Below are 17255 nucleotides of genomic sequence, written 5' to 3'. Positions count from 1 at the left end.
TTGGTATTTTGCTCCCTTAATAACGTTTAATTAGCCAAAATATTGTGGCTGAAAGAAAGCAAAGGTAACTCATTAAAATGAGATGACATGAGTTGCAGGCCAAAAGGCATATGGTATCGCGAATGCTGGAAAAGCGGCAAGGCAATCCCCGGCACCCCGGTTAAATTAGCCATAACTGTATATATATCAGCTATATACATCGATATAGGGTCCGTCATTTTTTCCCCAATTTTAAAGGCTACTGAGGGAGCCGTAGGCATACAGATAAAATCGAAATCATTGAAAATCAATGTTAACTTATTTGTTAAAAGTTTCCTTACTTTTTGTGCTTGAGTGAAATAAGCATCGTAATATCCCGAGCTGAGCACAAAATTACCCAGCATAATGCGCCTTTTCACTTCCCAGCCGAAACCTGCCGAACGGTTGTTTTTGTAAAATATATCCAAATCCGCGTCGTTCTGTACCGGATGTCGGTATCCATATTTTACACCATCGTATCTTGACAGGTTGGATGCAGCTTCTGCAGTAGTAAGAATATAGTATGCTGGAACAATGTAATCCAGTAGATCAAAGGTAACCGGTGCAACAGTATGTCCCTGAGATTGCCACTCTTCCAATTTATTTTTAATTGCTGCACCAATTTCTGGGTCAAGGCTTTCGTGGTTCAAAGCCTCAGGAAAATAGGCTATTTTATAGCTTTTTTGCTCTTTTTTTAGCTCTTTTGAATATTGGGGAACCGGTTTCAGCGATACAGTGCTGTCATATTCATCTGGACCGGCAATTACTTCGAGCAATAATGCGGCATCGGGTATATTTTGGGAAAATATTCCAATTTGATCAAAAGAAGATGCATAGGCAATCAATCCGTATCGGGAGATGCGGCCATAAGTAGGTTTCAGTCCAACAATCCCACAAAAATCGGCAGGCTGACGTACCGAGCCTCCTGTGTCTGATCCTAGAGAGGCCATACACAAACCGGCCTGTACGGCCACAGCTGACCCTCCAGAAGATCCTCCGGAAATGCGGGTTTCATCTGCGGCGTTGAGCACTTTCCCGTAAACAGAGTTCTCATTGGTGGAGCCCATAGCAAACTCGTCACAGTTGAGTCGCCCAATGATAATAGCTCCTTCGGCTAATAACCGTTCTACAGCAGTGGCAGAAAATACAGCAGTAAATCCTTCTAGAATTTTGGATGCGGCGGTTACTTTATGGCCTTTATGGCATATAACATCTTTAATCCCGATAACAACACCATGGAGTTTGCCTTTTGGAGCGGTGGATGCATCCAGTTCTTTGGCACGAGCTCTGGCTTCATCGGCATATACTTCTACAAAAGCATTCAAATGCTTTTTGGCTTCAATCGCAGCCAGGTATTCCTCCACAGTAGCTAAACAGGAGGTACTACCTTCTTCCAGTCTTTTATGATAATCTGCAATAGATATAAAATCCGGCAAGAGGTTATGCTTTGAAAGTCAATAAAATAAACGAAATAGAATACTGTTATTCAGGCTTTTTAGGTTCGCTAGAAATAGTATTGGCTGTTTCTTCCAGCTCTCTCTTTACATTATCCTTAGCGTCGTTGAACTCACGCACGCCTTTACCCAACCCTCTCATCAGCTCGGGAATTTTACGGCCACCGAATAACAGTAACACAATTATTGCAATGATAATAACCTCGTTAGTACCTAAAGCTAAAAGTTGAACACTTGTCATGATTGATAAAATTAGTTATCAAAGATACGAGAAGAATGGCTATGCCGGTTGTTTAGTATTTTAAAAATTTTCAAATAGTCAACAATCCTATATATAAAAATCCCGCATTAAGCGGGATTTTTATATGAGATTTATAATATTTTAAAACTGATTTATGCTTTATCAGCTGCAGCAGCAACCATACGTTTTTCACGAATACGAGCGCTCTTACCACTTCTTTTTCTTTGGTAGTAAAGTTTAGCTCTATGTACTTGCCCTACTTTATTAACTACGATGGATTCGATATTAGGAGAAGCGTAAGGGAATACTCTTTCTACTCCGATACCATCAGAAATTTTTCTTACAGTAAAGGTAGCAGTACTTCCAGTTCCTTGTTTTTTAATCACATCACCTTTGAAAGACTGGATACGCTCTTTATTTCCTTCTATAATTCTGTAATTTACAGTAATATTATCACCTGCTTTGAAAGCGGGGAAGTTCTTTTTTTGAGTCAATTGCTCATGAACGAAAGCTACTGCGCTGCTCATAACTTTATTTTTAAGGACTGCAAAGGTAAGGGGAATTTATCAAAATTCCACCCCCTGTGATAAAAACTTTTTGCTGAGAGGGTGTTTTTATATCTCGCTCAGCATTTCGGTACTCTTTTTTTCGACCTGTTGCTGACTGCATTTATATTTTACGATGCGCTTACCCGTAACCAGTACCGTCAGGGCCGTAAAGGCGCATAAAGCCATTACAAATGCCATGGGAATGGCAGTTTCGTTGTGAAAAATACTTACCAGTGCCGAGGAAAGTGTACCGGCTAACATCTGAATACATCCCATCAGGGCCGATGCGCTACCTGCATTCTGCTCGAAAGGGGCTATGGCAATGGCCGAAGCGTTGGGGAAAGTAAAGCCTTGGCAGGCCAGAAAAATACAGCAAATTACCACGCTGCTGTTAAGTCCCCACCAATGCCATATGAATCCTGCCAACAGCAATAATCCGGTAAAGCATTGCAGCAGAATGGCACGGGGCACGATTTTTTGGCTGGTAGTGAACCTTAATATTTGTGCGTTGATCTGAGTTGCTAATATCAACCCGCCCGCAACAATGGAAAATATCCACCCGTATTGCTCCTCGCTGGCCCCAAAGATTTCCATAAAAACATGTGGCGAACCGGCGATGTAGGCATACAAGCCTGCAGCCGTAAAAGCTCCGGTTATCGCATAAATAACGAACTGCGATTGTCTGAACACGTCAGCAAATTTTCCTAAAATAGCCCTAGGAGCCAAAGAATAATTGGGGTTAGGCTTTTTGCTTTCTGGCAAGATGGTGATGCAAAGCACCAGAATTATTACACCAATGAGCACTAGCGCTCCGAAAACATACCTCCAGCCCAATACTGCAGTAATATAACCACCTAATGTAGGGGCTATAATAGGTGATACTCCTACCACCAGCATCAAAAGGGAAAAGATTTTTGCATTTTCTTCCACATCAAACAGGTCACGTACCATGGCCCTTGAAGCTACCATACCCACACAACCTCCAATAGCCTGTAGAAAACGTAACCCTATAAGCATATGTACCGAAGTGGCCAGTGCACAACCGAGTGTAGCAAGAATGTAAAGCGAGAGCCCGAAATACAGCGGTTTTTTACGACCATATTTGTCCAATAAGGGGCCGTAAATCAACTGGCCGGATGAAATACCGATGAAAAAGCTGGAAAGCGTCAAGGATATATTACTTACATCCGTATTTAATTCTTTAGCAATACTGGGGAACCCCGGCAAATACATGTCGATCGAAAAGGGGCCGATTGCACTCAACAATCCTAGAATGAATATTTTTACAGCTTTGTTATTGCCCTTCATATTTTATGCTCATTTTTATCGGGCAAGCATCGGAATAAATAATTATGCAGATAGAATATTCTGTTCACGGTTTTTCAGATATTCGGTAATGAAGGAAGAGAATATAATTCTGCACCGGTTAGAGCGGCAATATTATTCAATTTAAATTAATTGCTGAAATAAAATATACACACTGTGTGATGCCGAAACGCTTTCCCGTAATGTACTTTTGTAAGATTATCACACAATAACAAAGCATGTTACGAATTTGTTGGATTCTCGTATGGATATTATCAATAACCCCGACTATTCGGGGCCAGAATGCTTATGTAGATTCTTTGTTAAATGCTATTGTAGGCTTGCAGAAAAGTAAGTCGGATATTTATTATAATGCTGGCTTGTTTCCTTCCCAACGTTGTTATTTAGGATTTCGGTATAACGAAAAAGAAGATGATAATATATTTTTTACCGGTCTTATTGTATGGACTTTGAAAAGCATTCGCGATGCACTATCCTTGCAAAATCAGCAATTGGTAGACAGCATTGCAGCGCGTGCAATTGTTAATTATCCTTTATACAGAAACAAAGAAGGAGGGCCCACTTACAATTTTTGGCAGACGAATCCTTCTAGGCACTTTCCTAACAGTAAATATTTTTCCAGCAGAAGCAAATATATTTTGCCCGATGACTTAGATGATACGGCCATTATTTACCTTTCTGCTGATTTTCCCGACAGCCTTAAACAGGCCGTCAAACAGTTGATCGCTCGCCATGCTAATGGCAATACCTTACGTATTAGAAATACCTACAAGCGCTATAAGAATCGTAAAGCCTATGCTACCTGGTTTGGCAAAAACATGCCAATAGATTTTGACATCTGTGTACAGGCAAATGGGCTGAGATTTGTGCTGGATAATGGGTTTCCATTAGGGGCACATGATAGCGCCACCATCCACCTCATTAGCGATATGGTACGAGCAGGCTTGCATATAAAGCGACCGCCTTATGTGGCACCGCATTATCAAGATGCGGCGATTATTTTATACCATCTATCGCGTTTGGTGGCTGCACATCCTCAATTGCCTGAACTAGCTGCTTTGAAATCCTTACTGATTAGGGATATTCAAAAAGAGTTATTAAAAACAAACGCCGGAATGCGAGCTGTGTTATTGCAAACTTCATTACTCAGGTTAGGAGTGCTTGTATCAACGCGTATACAGCTTTTGGAGCAAGATTTGGACGATTTTTATTTTTTCGTAGCCAATATGACATCTGTGTTTCCTAATCCTATTAAGGGAATTTTTGCCAAAAGCCGTAAAATCAATTTTTATTATAAATGTCGTGCGTACTATTTGGCATTATTGCTGGAACATGAAATGTATAGGCTAGCGAGTAGTAGAACCGAGCAACAATGATACTGCATAAAAAGAAAGAGGAGCTTTAAGCTCCTCTTTTGATATATTTTTTTATTTGACGGTCTGAATAAATTATCTGGCCACGTTTACAGCTCTCTTCTCGCGGATGACAGTAACTTTTATTTGTCCGGGGAAGGTCATTTCCGACTGAATTCTTTGTGCAATCTCGAAGGAGAGCCTGTCACTATCTTGGTCAGTTACTTTGTCCGATTCTACAATAACACGCAGCTCGCGTCCCGCTTGAATTGCGTAAGCTTTTTCTACACCTGGATAGCTTACAGCGAGATTTTCGAGGTCTTTAATGCGTTGCAGATATTGCTGCATAATTTCGCGGCGGGCTCCCGGACGGGCACCACTAATGGCGTCGCAAGCCTGCACAATAGGAGCAATAATGTATTTCATTTCCACTTCATCGTGGTGAGCGGCAATGGCATTTACCACTGCAGGGCTTTCGCCATATTTTTCGGCCAACTTAGCACCCAGCAGTGCGTGGCTTAGCTCGCTTTCTTCATCAGGTACTTTACCAATATCGTGTAATAAACCGGCGCGTTTAGCCAGTTTGGGGTTCAATCCCAGCTCGGCAGCCATCGTAGCACAAAGATTAGCAGTTTCACGGCTGTGCATGAGCAGATTTTGTCCGTATGAAGAACGATAGCGCATGCGCCCTACCATTCTTACCAGTTCTTTATGCAGACCGTGAATGCCTAAATCGATAACGGTGCGTTCGCCGATTTCCATTACCTGTTCTTCGATCTGTTTGCGGGTTTTTTCTACCACTTCCTCGATGCGTGCCGGGTGGATACGACCATCTGTCACCAAGCGTTGTAAACTAAGTCGGGCAATCTCACGGCGAAGCGGGTCAAAGCAGGACAATAAAATAGCTTCTGGGGTATCGTCCACAATCAGGTCTACTCCAGTAGCGGCTTCCAACGCACGAATATTACGACCTTCACGACCGATAATTTGTCCTTTTACCTCATCACTTTCCAGATTGAAAACGGTAATTGAGTTTTCAATGGCTTGTTCCGCAGCAGTACGCTGAATGGTTTGAATAATAATTTTACGGGCTTCTTTATTTGCTTTCTGTTTTGCCTCGTCAATAATTTCCTGCTGAATGCCGATTGCCTGTGTTATTGCTTCGTTTTTAAGAGTTTCTATCAGTTGGCTTTTGGCTTCTTCTGCAGTAAGCGAAGCAATTTTTTCCAGACGCCGGATATGTTCTTCCTGGTGTTTCTCCAGCTCTGTGCGTTTTTTATTGACGATTTCGATTTGTTTGTTAAGGTTTTCCTTAATAACGTCGTTGTCTTTAACCTGTTTTTCCAGCGTCAATTCTTTTTGAATTAACAGCTGTTCCCTTTGTCTAATGTGGTTTTCAGTTTCGGCAAGTTTGCGATTGCGCTCATTTACTTCTTTATCATGAGCTGATTTTAAAGAAACGATTTTTTCCTTCGCCTGTAATTCTTTTTCTTTTCTAATATTTTCAGCTCTTAATTCAGCCTCTTTTATGATAGTTTGCGCTTTTAATTCCGCTTCCTGAATCTTTTCTTTTGTGCTTTTAGCAAAAATAAATTTACCCGCTATAATGCCAACCAGTAGGGCAACCACAGCCACTATAACAAAACTTATTATGGGATCCATTAAAATTCATTTTTAAATTTTCTTAACAAATAATACTACCTATCTATATAAAATTACGTCACTACCACGACACTTATGGCAGTGGGCGAAGATAAAATAAATTTGGGATTTAATATGTGCCCAACCTTACTTCTTGGAATAAGGGAGAGGATTAGAATTTGGCTTCAATACTCCTCGTTTTTCCATTGCTGAAGACGCTGCGAAGGTGTGAGGGTAAAAAAGAAAGGCTCTTTTAACGGTTATGGTTACGGTATTTATTTTTCCAGTTCTTCCTCAATAACCGATTCGATGTGTTGTAATTGAGATAAAAGTAGGCTTTCATTGGCAAGGGATACGGACTTATTGGCGCTTTCGGTTACAAACCACACCAGTACCATGGAAAGATAATCCTGCATATCTTTTCCGGGGATGGTGGTTTTGAACTCCATTATTTTATCATTGATAAGCTTTACAGATTGTCTTACAACCTGTTCATCGTCGGGGAGCATCTGTACCCGGTAAATTCTATCGGCAATATTGATATTTGCAGGGATGAGATTTTTTTGTTCCATGGCAGTGGGTTAAAGTGATTACAAATCTTGTAATACCGGACATTATACACTAAGCAGTGCAATACACTTATCTATTTCCTTGATATACCCGTTGATCTTTTTTTCAAAGGCTTTCTTTTCTTCAGGATCCATTAAGGCCTGGCTGTACTTACGGGCATCCAGCTGATGTTGTAGAGATTCAGCCAGCTTAGAGGCTTCGGTTACTTGCTGACGGGCCTCCGCCAGCGCGTCTTTTAACTGCTGGTTCTCTTTTTTTAAGGCAGCATGCTGTTTTAGGAGTAATTGCAGCTTTTCCTGTATGTCTTTTATTTTGTTTTCAAGAACTTCGGACATAGGCTTGTATTTTAAGGAGTAGTGCATCCTCCAACAAGGGCTGCATGCACTACTGCCATTATTTTCTTATTTCTGCCTGCAAATCTTTTTCCAAACTTTGAATAATCTTGTTCATCCAGCCGTCAATTTCACTATCGGTAAGGGTTTTTGCCTCGTCCAGGAAGGTGAAATTGATGGCAATCGACTTTTTATCAGCGCCCAATTTTTCACTTTCAAAAATATCGAAGAGTTGGATGGATTGTAGTTTTTTAAGATTTAATTTTTTTACCTGCTCTTCTACTGCGGCATAAGGCAGCGATTTGGGGATGACTACTGCAATATCTCGCTGAACTGAAGGGAACTTGGGTAATGGTTGAAACTGTACTTGATGGTTTTTTACTTTTTTCAATAGCAGCTCCCAGTTCAGGTCGGCAAAAAATACCGATTGTTTAATGTCAAATTGCGCAAGTTTGTTTTTATGAATTAAACCTAATCGGCCGATTTCATCCTTTCCTGCCAATAAGGACAGACCATACTGCAGGGTGGGATCATTAGTTTCTTGATAAGTGAAATTTGTAAGGCCGGTCAGATATAATACTTTTTCTACAACTCCTTTGAGCGTATATAGGTCATTAGCCGGAGCTTTGCCTTTCCAAGAATCGGCGTGTTTTTTTCCGGTGAGATAGCAACAGAGATGTTCTGTTTCGTTAAAAGCCCCTTTGTTATTGACACTATAAATTTTCCCAAATTCAAACAGCTTTAGATTTTCATTTTTACGGTTGAGGTTATAGGAAACTACTTCTAGACCGGTTTCCGTCATCCTTGGCCGAAGAATGTTCAATTCTGCGCTCAAGCTATTCTTCATTTTTACTGCTGCAGCCAGTTCTTCTTCGGAGAAATAAGCCTTATTAGTGATGGAGTTGGTAAGTATTTCATTAAAGCCGAGACCAGCAAGGTAAAAGGCTACTTTTTCCTTTAGTTGTTCTGCTGCATAGTGCTCCTCTACTGCGGGTGTCATGGTAATGGAGCTAGGAATAGGAATGTTGTCTAGTCCATCTATACGTAGAATTTCCTCCACAATATCCGCGGGCAGACTGATGTCGGGTTTGTGATACGGTACTTCGATGGTTAAAGAATCGATATCTTCTTTCTCAATAGAAAATCCTAATGTTTTCAATATTTTTTTTACTGCATCAGGATGATAGTTTTTGCCACTAAGCTTTTTGAGGTAGTGGTATTTCAGAATGATGGAAGTTTTGGGTTTTTCTTCCGGATAGATATCGATAATATCTGATGCGATTTCACCGCCACACAATTCCAATATAAGAGCGGTAGCTCTTTTCAGCACGTCGACAGTGGCTGCAATATCGGTTCCTTTTTCGAAGCGTGTAGCCGCATCGGTTCTTAAGCCATGGGCAAAGGATGTTTTGCGAATGCTTACACTGTCGAAACAAGCACTTTCCAAGAAAATGTTTTTGGTACTTTCGGTTACCCCGCTATTAGCACCACCATATACACCGGCAATACACATGCCGGTTTCGGCGTTGCATATCATTAGGTCGGAAGCCAATAGTTTTCTTTCCTTGCCATCCAGCGTAACGAAAGGTGTGCCTTCCGGCAGCGTTTTAACAATGACTTTATTGCCTACAATCTTGTCCGCATCGAAGGCATGTAAAGGCTGTCCGGTTTCATGGAGGATAAAATTAGTAATGTCAACAATGTTATTAATAGACTTAACGCCGATGGCTTTAAGTTTATTTTGCAGCCATACTGGGCTGGGTCCGATAGTTACATTATTAATGCAGATACCGCTGTATCTAGGACAAGCAGCCGTATTTTCTACCGATACTTCAATAGGGCTTTTTCCTTTGAAGGGGGGAAGTTTAGCAATTTCTGGTAGTTTGGGAGAAACGGTTTTCTTATCGTGATGAGCTAAGTAAGCAGCAACATCTCTTGCTACACCCCAGTGGCTCATCGCATCCATACGATTAGGTGTAAGCCCTATCTCGAAAATTGTGTCATTGTAAATTTCAAATAAATTGGCTACAGGCGTGCCGGGTTTGACATCAGCAGGCAATACCAGAATACCATCGTGCGAGGTTCCCAGCCCAATTTCGTCTTCGGCACAAATCATCCCTTCACTTTCTTCGCCACGTATTTTAGCACGCTTCATAGTAACGGGTTCTCCGTCGGTGGGGTATATTGTTACACCTACGGGTGCTACTACTACTTTTTGTCCAGCTGCCACATTAGGGGCTCCGCACACAATTTTTAAGGTTGTAGACCCAATATCCACGGTAGTCAGTTTCAGCTTATCTGCATTAGGATGCTTCTCGCAGGTAAGCACTTCACCTACAACAAGGCCTTTCAAGCCTCCTTTATGCGACTCGTATGTTTCTACAGCTTCTACTTCCAGTCCTATTGAGGTAAGAATCTGGCTCAGCCTTTCGGGTTGCACCGGTTCCGGCAGATACTCGCTTAGCCAATTATATGAAATAGTCATCTTCTGAAATATGTTTTTGTTTGAAGGATATCCCTTCAGGGAGCCGCAAAGATAAGCAATTGGCTGCTAGTGGGCGCTGCGAAGCAGTGCAATACGGTAAAACAAAAACTTCTCTAAATTTTGGAAAGAAGGAGTACACGCTAATGATGAGTGAGGAGGCAAGCTTAAGAGCTAGCGTTATCAAAATAATTCTCTTTGGGATGTTTAAAAATGTGAAGAATGGTGATGTGAACATATTTATAGCACTTAATGAGAGTATATGAACGGAGTACTCATTGTATGTTTTTGAATGTTATTAAAGATGTAGATGAATGCTATAAATCCTAGTAAATACGGGTTTTCATAAATAGTAGTTTATACATCCACCTAAATGATGTATATTGAGTGATAAACACGACGACATGTAAAAAATAGATTGGCAAACCATCGGATGCTGTAGTATCGGAAATCAGGGTGCTTGAGGTTTTTGCTATTATTACAGAATGTGAATATATCAATAATTTGTAATATAGAATCTTTGCTATATCAATTATTGTACGAAATATATAAAAGCTTGAACATGTGAATAACCTTCTTTTTTCTGTATATAAAATGTTTGGAAATAAAGATTTTTTTCTACCCTTTTTTGAGTCTAAATTCGCCCTCTGAGATAAGGGTATCGCAACCACCACAACAAACATTTTTACAGAAATATAAGTTGGATGGCACCCGTGGATCGTTGGTAAAAACTAATGATAGGAATTTTGTCGCTGTTAATGAACAATGGATTTAACGAATCTAAATAAAAAAGAAAGAAAGCAAAAGAGGCGTACGGCTGTAGACCTAGGCACTATGGTCTATGGGAAAGTACCACCACAGGCGCGAGAACTGGAGGAGGCGGTTTTGGGCGCCATAATGCTGGAGAAAAATGCTTTTGATGCTGTAATTGAAATACTGAAGCCTGAGTGTTTTTACGTTGATGCCCATCAGCGTATTTTCAGGGCGATGCAGTCTCTGGCGAATAAGAGCCAGCCTATAGATATACTTACCGTAGTAGAAGAACTGAAGAGCCGAGAGGAACTGGAGATGGTAGGTGGACCTTATTACGTAACCAAGCTTACTAATGCAGTAGTTTCTGCTGCCAATATAGAATCGCATGCTCGTATCATTCTGCAGAAATTTATCCAGCGAGAGTTGATACGTATCAGTGGCGAAATCATCAACGATGCTTATGAGGATAGCACTGACGTGTTTGAGCTACTTGATGATGCCGAGGCCAAATTGTTTGAAATTACCAATTCACATTTGCGTAGCAGTATTCAGCCGGTAGACTCTGTGCTGGTACAGACCATTCAGCGTATTGAAGATCTCCGACATCGGAATGAAGATATAACCGGCGTACCGAGTGGTTTTAAAACCTTGGATAAAGTAACCTACGGATGGCAGAACAGCGACCTGATCATTCTGGCGGCGCGACCTGCGGTGGGTAAAACTGCATTTGCTCTCAATCTGGCTAGAAATGCAGCACTGAATCCTTCAAAACCTACGGCCGTAGCATTCTTTTCTCTTGAAATGAGTGCGAGCCAGCTAGTACAACGTATCTTGGCTGCCGAGAGTGAAATTAATCTGGAGAAAATTGCGCGTGGTAAAATGGAAGAGCATGAGATGAAGCAATTATACACAAAAGGTATTCAACGCTTGTCTCAGGCTCCATTGTTTATCGATGATACGCCTGCTTTGAATATTTTTGAATTGCGCGCTAAATGTCGCAAGCTAAAAAATAAGCATAATGTAGGGTTGGTGATTATCGACTATTTACAGTTGATGAGTGGAACAGGGGATAACCGCAATGCCAACCGGGAACAGGAAATTAGTAACATTAGCCGTAACCTGAAGGGATTGGCTAAAGAGCTTAATATTCCCATTATTGCGTTGTCGCAGTTAAGCCGGGAGGTGGAAAAACGGGGTGCTAAAGATGGTAGTCGCGTACCTCAACTGAGCGACCTGCGTGAGTCCGGGGCCATTGAACAGGATGCGGACATGGTAATGTTCTTGTACCGTCCAGATTATTACGATATTCATTCTAATGCCGAAGGTGAAGACCAAAGAGGTCTTACCGAGGTAAAAATAGCGAAACACCGTAACGGTTCGCTAGAAACTATTAAACTGAAAGCACTGTTACACATCCAGAAATTTGTTGTATGGGATGAAGATCCGCTCAGTGCAATAGGTTTACCGGGCGGTAACTGGCGTCCGGTGGACGATGACAGTGCCGGAGGTGCGCGTCTGTTCCAAGCGCAGAGCCGCATGAACACCATGACAGATGACGAGCTGGACGATGCTCCTTTCTAAAAAAAATAGAGAAGCATTTTTTTCATCGAAAAACTGAAGATATACTTCCCTGTTTTTACATAAAAGATTATGACCCGAAGGAAAGTGGGGTGGTGTTGGACGAAGATAATTCGCGCCACGCTATTCAAGTACTGAGAATGAAAAACGGCGACTCAGTACATCTTACGGATGGGAAAGGACATCTGCTAACCGCCGTAATCACCAACGATCATAAAAAGCGCTGCGAGGTACGTGTATCGCAGGCGGTTTTAAAACCTAGAACCGGACCGGAAGTTACCATTGCCATCGCTCCTACCAAAAATAACAGCCGCTTTGAGTGGTTTCTTGAAAAAGCTGCAGAACTGGGAGTGAGCCGGGTAATACCGATTGTTACCAAACGTACCGAGAAGCAAAACATCAAAGCAACGAGGGTTGAAAATATTTTAATTAGCGCCATGCTACAAAGCCGCCAAACCTGGCTGGTGGAGACTTGTGAACCGATGCTCTTCGACGCCCTGATGCGTAATGATGTTTATACTGCCATTCAACATAAGTATATTGCACATTGTATAGAGGGAAATAAGGAAGTACTGAAATACACCACTGCTTCATCTATTATTCTTATTGGACCCGAGGGCGATTTTACTCTCCAAGAAGTAGAGGAAGCATTGTCAAAAGGATATCGGCCTGTTACTTTAGGCGATACAAGGCTTAGAACAGAAACTGCAGGCATGGCTGCCGCAGCGCTTTTGCGGATACCTCAATAATGCACAAGGTAAATATTATGTTACATGCAATCGTAAATGGCGTTATTTATAACGGTGAGCAGGTTATACACGACCGGATCATTGTTGTTGAAAATGGTATGATCAGGGAAATCACTGACCGTGTGCCTATCGGAGCCACAGTTATGGATGTGGAGGGGAAAAATATTGCACCCGCTTTTATTGATATTCAGCCCAATGGGGGTTATGATCTATATTTCTCAAAGGAGGTTTCGGAAGCTGCCTTGGACGACATGTATCAAGCTTGTATTGATCATGCCACAGGTTTTTTGTTGCCTACATTGATTTCTTCCGAATTTGAAACCATTCTTAAAGCTATTGAGGTTGTTAAGCAGTATCGCCAGAAACAGCCTGGCGTATTAGGAATGCATTTGGAAGGTCCATTCCTTAATGTAGAAAGACGAGGTGCCCATCCGGCACATATTATTCGTAAGCCTACAAATGAAGAGTTGCAGGCAATCTTAAACGCAGGAGCCGATGTAATAAAAATGATTACGATTGCTCCGGAATGTTTTACAGAAGCGCAGTTGCAAATGCTGCTCGATAGTAACATTAATATTTCTATTGGGCATACTACAGTGAATTATGATCAAGCGCAGTATTATTTTTCAAAAGGTATTAGCTTGGTTACTCACTTGTATAATGCAATGAATCAAATGGGGCATAGAGAGTGTGGCCTGGTAGGAGCGGTGTTTGACAATGACACGGTGTATGCGCCACTGATATTGGATGGAGGACATTGTCATTATGCAGCAGCTAGAATAGCATACAAACAAAAAGGCGACAAACTGATTTTGCTTTCTGATGCTTCTTTTCTGGGTAGAAAAAAACAACGCTTCGACTGGGAACATCTTAGTATCACCATGATTGATGGCTTTTATAGAGATGCCTATGGCAATCTGGGTGGCGCAGCAATATCCATGGTTGATGCTGTACGAAATGCCGTAACGCATTTGCATGTTACCATTCAAGAAGCTGTGGAAATGTCCAGTAGTCGCGTAGCTAAGGCTATACGCATGAATGATAAGCTGGGGTATATCAAACCCGGTTATCCGGCTAGGCTTGTGTGCTTTGACAACCATTTACAAAACTTTAAGACTATCATTTTATAGGGGCAGCCTGATGATAATCATTTCGTCAATTGATGATGATCATTACGTGCTTCTGGGCGGAGCAATAGTTTTACAGCAATATTGGTTATAATGAAGCTGTATATTGCAAAAGATATTAAGCCGGAAGAGATAAAGAAGCAGTTTTCAGCCTATTATCCCTATTTGCGAATAGAGCTGTACAAGCTCCTCGGTAATGATATAGGCAAGAAAGAAGCCCGTGCCATACTGCATTTTGCCAATCTTAAACAGGACGGTTATATAAACATTGGAAAATTGGTAACGGTATCCGAACTCGAAGCCCAATTTGCTAAGCTGGGTTTGAGAGCCGAAGTATTTCGACGTTGTGGGAATGTATGGGTAGAAACATCATTAACTAACAACTGGACACTGGAACAGCAAAATACTGCTGCGGAGGAGGTCAGCAATCACTTTTAATACGGGAGTTGCCGCAGTTTTTCTTCATTCAAAATTATAATAGTCGTTCCTTTTATATCGATGAGTTTTTCCGATTTGAAATCTGATAACGTGCGAATCAATGATTCGGTAGCAATGCCGGTAACCTGAGCCAATGTATCTCTCGATAATCTAATTTCATTAGTACCGGGTGTTTCACTTTTGAATTTATCCAGCATTACAGTGAGCTGGTAGGCGACTTTTTTTCGAAGTGTATTGTAAGCTAAGTTGAGCAGTGCTTCTTCCTTTTCCAGTACATTGCTACTCATCAAATGTATAAACTGCTGGGCTACCTGGATATTAGAAGAAATAAGCGATAAGAACTCTTCTTTAGGAATAATCATAATCTCCGCATCTTCTAATGTTTCGGCGGTTTCTTTGTAGGGCAAATTTTCGAGGATATAGGTATAACCCAGAAAATCGCCGGCGCCTAATATGTTGGTGATAAATTCCTTTCCGTCCTCATTGGTTTTATAAATCTTCACTTTCCCCGATTTGATATAATACACGGCTTTTGGACGCTGCCCTTCGTTATACAGGATTTGTTTCTTCCGATAATCGTAAGCTTCCCTGTTGCCGGAGATAAGCGGGTTTTCATTGGGGCTCGCTGTAGTTTTATTAAACGGTACATTGTTCGTATTCCCTGCTGAAAAGTGTTGTTTAGTCAGCTCTGCTTTTTGAAGGCGGGTTTCTACGGCTTTTAGTAATTCTATGCCCTCAAAAGGTTTGGTAATATAATCGTCCGCACCAAGTTCCATGCCTTTTCTGAAATCAGATTTTTCAGATTTAGCTGTAAGGAATATAAAGGGGATATGACGGGTTTCGGGCTGCTGATGCAACAAGTACACGACGCCGTAACCATCCAGCACGGGCATCATCACATCGCAAATGATAAGGTCTGGTTTTTCTTTTATAGCCATTTCGGCTCCCATCTTCCCATTGGCAGCAGTAACTACCTCATAGTTGGAAAGCTCCAGTATTTCGGCAATATTTTCTCTTACCTCTTCGTTATCTTCAATGACAAGAATTTTTTTCATTAGATTGATTTCAGTCTTTGAATTGTACTGCAAAAATATTTAAGATGATGGTAGTTGCGGAATAAAGACCGTGAATGTAGAGCCCTCATCTAATTTACTACTAAAGGTGATGCGTCCGTTCATCAGTTCCAAATACTTGACGATGATATGTAATCCCAAGCCTGTACCTTGAATATTGACGGCATTTCTGGCACGGAAAAATCTTTCAAATAAATGCTGCTGATCCTCTTCAGAAATGCCGATGCCGTTATCTTCTACCGACACAGAAAGCTCGTGCGGCTGAATGCGACAATGCACTTTTATAATCCCATTTTCTTGGGAAAATTTGATAGCGTTAGAAATCAGGTTGATGCAGATATTTTTTAAAAGACGATCATCAACATAGATATCATTATTGCCTTCGTGCGTAAACTCGATGATCTGACCGGGTTTACAATTGATTTGCATATCCTGAATGATGTCGGCAATTTCTTCAATGCATTTTTTTGCCGTGAGATGTATGGGATAACATTGTACCACCCCTTCATCTAGTTTATCAAGCGAAAGAAAATCATCCAAAATCATTTTCATGTCATTCGCAGCGTTTTTAATGCGATTGATATGCTTGATACGCTTCGCAGGCTCGTTTGATTCGTTGTATTGTTCTAATAAATAGGCAGAAGATAAAATGGTGCTGAGGGGTGTTTTAAATTCGTGCGAAGCCATCGATACAAATTTGGACTTTAACTCGCCTAAATCTTTTTCAGCTTTAAGAGCTTCGCTTAATTCGGCTTTAGACTGCTCCAGAGCAGACAGGGTTTCGCGCAGCATACGCGTACGGTCGTCAATCTTTTTTTCGAGTGTGGCATTAAGTGTTTTGATTTCTTCAGTAACACGTTCCAATTCTTCCTTCTGCTGCACTAAAGTTATTTCCTGCTTTTTACGTACCGTAATGTCTATTACAAAAGCAATAACATAAATTTTGTTTTCGATATAATAATGGCTGAGGCTTACTTCCACAGGGAAAACGCTACCATCTTTTCGCTGTCCGTACAAATCCCGTCCGTGCCCCATATTACGAGGGGAAGGTTTATGATAGAATTCTTGTCGGTAGGAAATATGTTTTTCTCGAGCTCCCGGAGGAAGTAGAATTTCAATAGGTTGATGGATAATTTCTTCCTTGCTATAACCAAAATATTTTTCCGCCTGTCGATTGAAATTGGTGATTTCCCCTTTTTCATTAGTAACGATTATTCCAATAGTGGCATAATCAAACATTGCCTTAAACCATTGAGATTCATCCTGAGTATGTTCCACTGAAGCCATAAAATGCAGTAATTACCTAAAGGTATAAAACTTTGTAATTGGGCAAAAGGTAAATTAGAATAGTTGCAACAAATTTTCTTATATTTAATAGTTCTAACGCAGCCCTAATAGGTGAAGATTGTTGCAGTTGCAGCTGCAATGGAGGCGATTATTTAACGTTAATTTTTTATAATAAAATTACAATCGCTGATGCACTAAAAAGAGTGCATTGTACGTTTATAATACAGTTTGTTGCTGACCCAAGCCTTCTGAATAATTAGAGTATTTATCACAGAATTGAAGAGAC

Annotated in this window: 16 protein-coding genes; 6 read left to right on the top strand and 10 right to left on the bottom strand. The window is 41.0% G+C overall.

The genetic code is table 11. The features are described 5' to 3' along the window. Positions 1-26: 26 nt before the first annotated feature. From gatA to V2H41_RS10395, 4 genes are all read right to left on the bottom strand, one after another. On the bottom strand, positions 27-1454 hold the full coding sequence (gene gatA, locus V2H41_RS10410) for an Asp-tRNA(Asn)/Glu-tRNA(Gln) amidotransferase subunit GatA (RefSeq protein WP_330975091.1): 1428 nt from the start codon (positions 1452-1454) through the stop codon (positions 27-29). Positions 1455-1500: 46 nt separating this feature from the next. Next, complete coding sequence (locus tag V2H41_RS10405) at positions 1501-1713, bottom strand: Sec-independent protein translocase subunit TatA/TatB (protein ID WP_330975090.1); 213 nt, start codon at positions 1711-1713, stop codon at positions 1501-1503. 152 nt (positions 1714-1865) lie between these two features. Beyond that, complete coding sequence (gene rplS, locus V2H41_RS10400) at positions 1866-2240, bottom strand: 50S ribosomal protein L19 (RefSeq protein ID WP_330975089.1); 375 nt, start codon at positions 2238-2240, stop codon at positions 1866-1868. A gap of 87 nt (positions 2241-2327) precedes the next feature. Next, positions 2328-3569, bottom strand: a complete 1242-nt coding sequence (locus V2H41_RS10395; RefSeq protein ID WP_330975088.1) for a multidrug effflux MFS transporter — start codon at positions 3567-3569, stop codon at positions 2328-2330. A gap of 236 nt (positions 3570-3805) precedes the next feature. Between V2H41_RS10395 and V2H41_RS10390 the strand changes: the two genes are divergently transcribed. Continuing rightward, the gene (locus V2H41_RS10390) at positions 3806-4963 is read left to right on the top strand and encodes a hypothetical protein (RefSeq protein WP_330975087.1); all 1158 of its coding nucleotides are present in this window, start codon (positions 3806-3808) and stop codon (positions 4961-4963) included. A gap of 72 nt (positions 4964-5035) precedes the next feature. Here V2H41_RS10390 and rny read toward each other — a convergent pair whose 3' ends face one another. The 4 genes from rny to pheT all read right to left on the bottom strand — a co-directional run bounded on the left by rny (position 5036) and on the right by pheT (position 9967). Beyond that, the gene (gene rny / locus V2H41_RS10385; RefSeq protein WP_330975086.1) at positions 5036-6601 is read right to left on the bottom strand and encodes a ribonuclease Y; all 1566 of its coding nucleotides are present in this window, start codon (positions 6599-6601) and stop codon (positions 5036-5038) included. A 254-nt stretch (positions 6602-6855) separates the two neighbouring features. Then, positions 6856-7152, bottom strand: coding sequence for a cell division protein ZapA (locus V2H41_RS10380; protein WP_330975085.1), 297 nt, complete (start codon positions 7150-7152; stop codon positions 6856-6858). A gap of 42 nt (positions 7153-7194) precedes the next feature. After that, a complete protein-coding gene (locus V2H41_RS10375) occupies positions 7195-7485 on the bottom strand; it encodes an SH3 domain-containing protein (protein ID WP_330975084.1) in 291 nt (96 codons plus the stop codon). Positions 7486-7543: 58 nt separating this feature from the next. Then, on the bottom strand, positions 7544-9967 hold the full coding sequence (gene pheT, locus V2H41_RS10370) for a phenylalanine--tRNA ligase subunit beta (RefSeq protein ID WP_330975083.1): 2424 nt from the start codon (positions 9965-9967) through the stop codon (positions 7544-7546). A 20-nt stretch (positions 9968-9987) separates the two neighbouring features. Between pheT and V2H41_RS10365 the strand changes: the two genes are divergently transcribed. The 5 genes from V2H41_RS10365 (at position 9988) to V2H41_RS10345 (ending at position 14609) form a co-directional block, all read left to right on the top strand. Beyond that, entirely contained in the window at positions 9988-10230 is a 243-nt protein-coding gene (locus tag V2H41_RS10365) for a hypothetical protein (protein ID WP_330975082.1), read from the top strand. Positions 10231-10729: 499 nt separating this feature from the next. Next, positions 10730-12298, top strand: coding sequence for a replicative DNA helicase (dnaB, locus tag V2H41_RS10360; RefSeq protein WP_330975081.1), 1569 nt, complete (start codon positions 10730-10732; stop codon positions 12296-12298). Between the two features lie 5 nt (positions 12299-12303). Then, positions 12304-13044 (top strand): RsmE family RNA methyltransferase, encoded by a 741-nt coding sequence (locus tag V2H41_RS10355; protein ID WP_330975130.1) that lies wholly within the window; start codon positions 12304-12306, stop codon positions 13042-13044. 17 nt (positions 13045-13061) lie between these two features. Then, positions 13062-14174, top strand: a complete 1113-nt coding sequence (gene nagA, locus V2H41_RS10350; protein ID WP_330975080.1) for an N-acetylglucosamine-6-phosphate deacetylase — start codon at positions 13062-13064, stop codon at positions 14172-14174. 90 nt (positions 14175-14264) lie between these two features. Beyond that, positions 14265-14609, top strand: a complete 345-nt coding sequence (locus V2H41_RS10345; RefSeq protein WP_330975079.1) for a hypothetical protein — start codon at positions 14265-14267, stop codon at positions 14607-14609. Here V2H41_RS10345 and V2H41_RS10340 read toward each other — a convergent pair. Both V2H41_RS10340 and V2H41_RS10335 read right to left on the bottom strand, forming a co-directional pair. After that, positions 14606-15664 carry a response regulator gene (locus V2H41_RS10340; protein WP_330975078.1) on the bottom strand — a complete coding sequence of 353 codons (1059 nt, stop codon included), beginning with the start codon at positions 15662-15664 and terminating at the stop codon, positions 14606-14608. The two genes, V2H41_RS10345 and V2H41_RS10340, sit on opposite strands and share 4 nt — an antisense overlap. Positions 15665-15703: 39 nt before the next feature. Beyond that, the gene (locus V2H41_RS10335; RefSeq protein ID WP_330975077.1) at positions 15704-16969 is read right to left on the bottom strand and encodes a PAS domain-containing sensor histidine kinase; all 1266 of its coding nucleotides are present in this window, start codon (positions 16967-16969) and stop codon (positions 15704-15706) included. Between the last annotated feature and the right edge of the window lie 286 nt (positions 16970-17255).

It is taken from the genome of Niabella digestorum, from assembly GCF_036409055.1.
Classification (GTDB): domain Bacteria; phylum Bacteroidota; class Bacteroidia; order Chitinophagales; family Chitinophagaceae; genus Niabella; species Niabella composti.
This window is presented reverse-complemented; position numbering and strand designations above follow the sequence as displayed.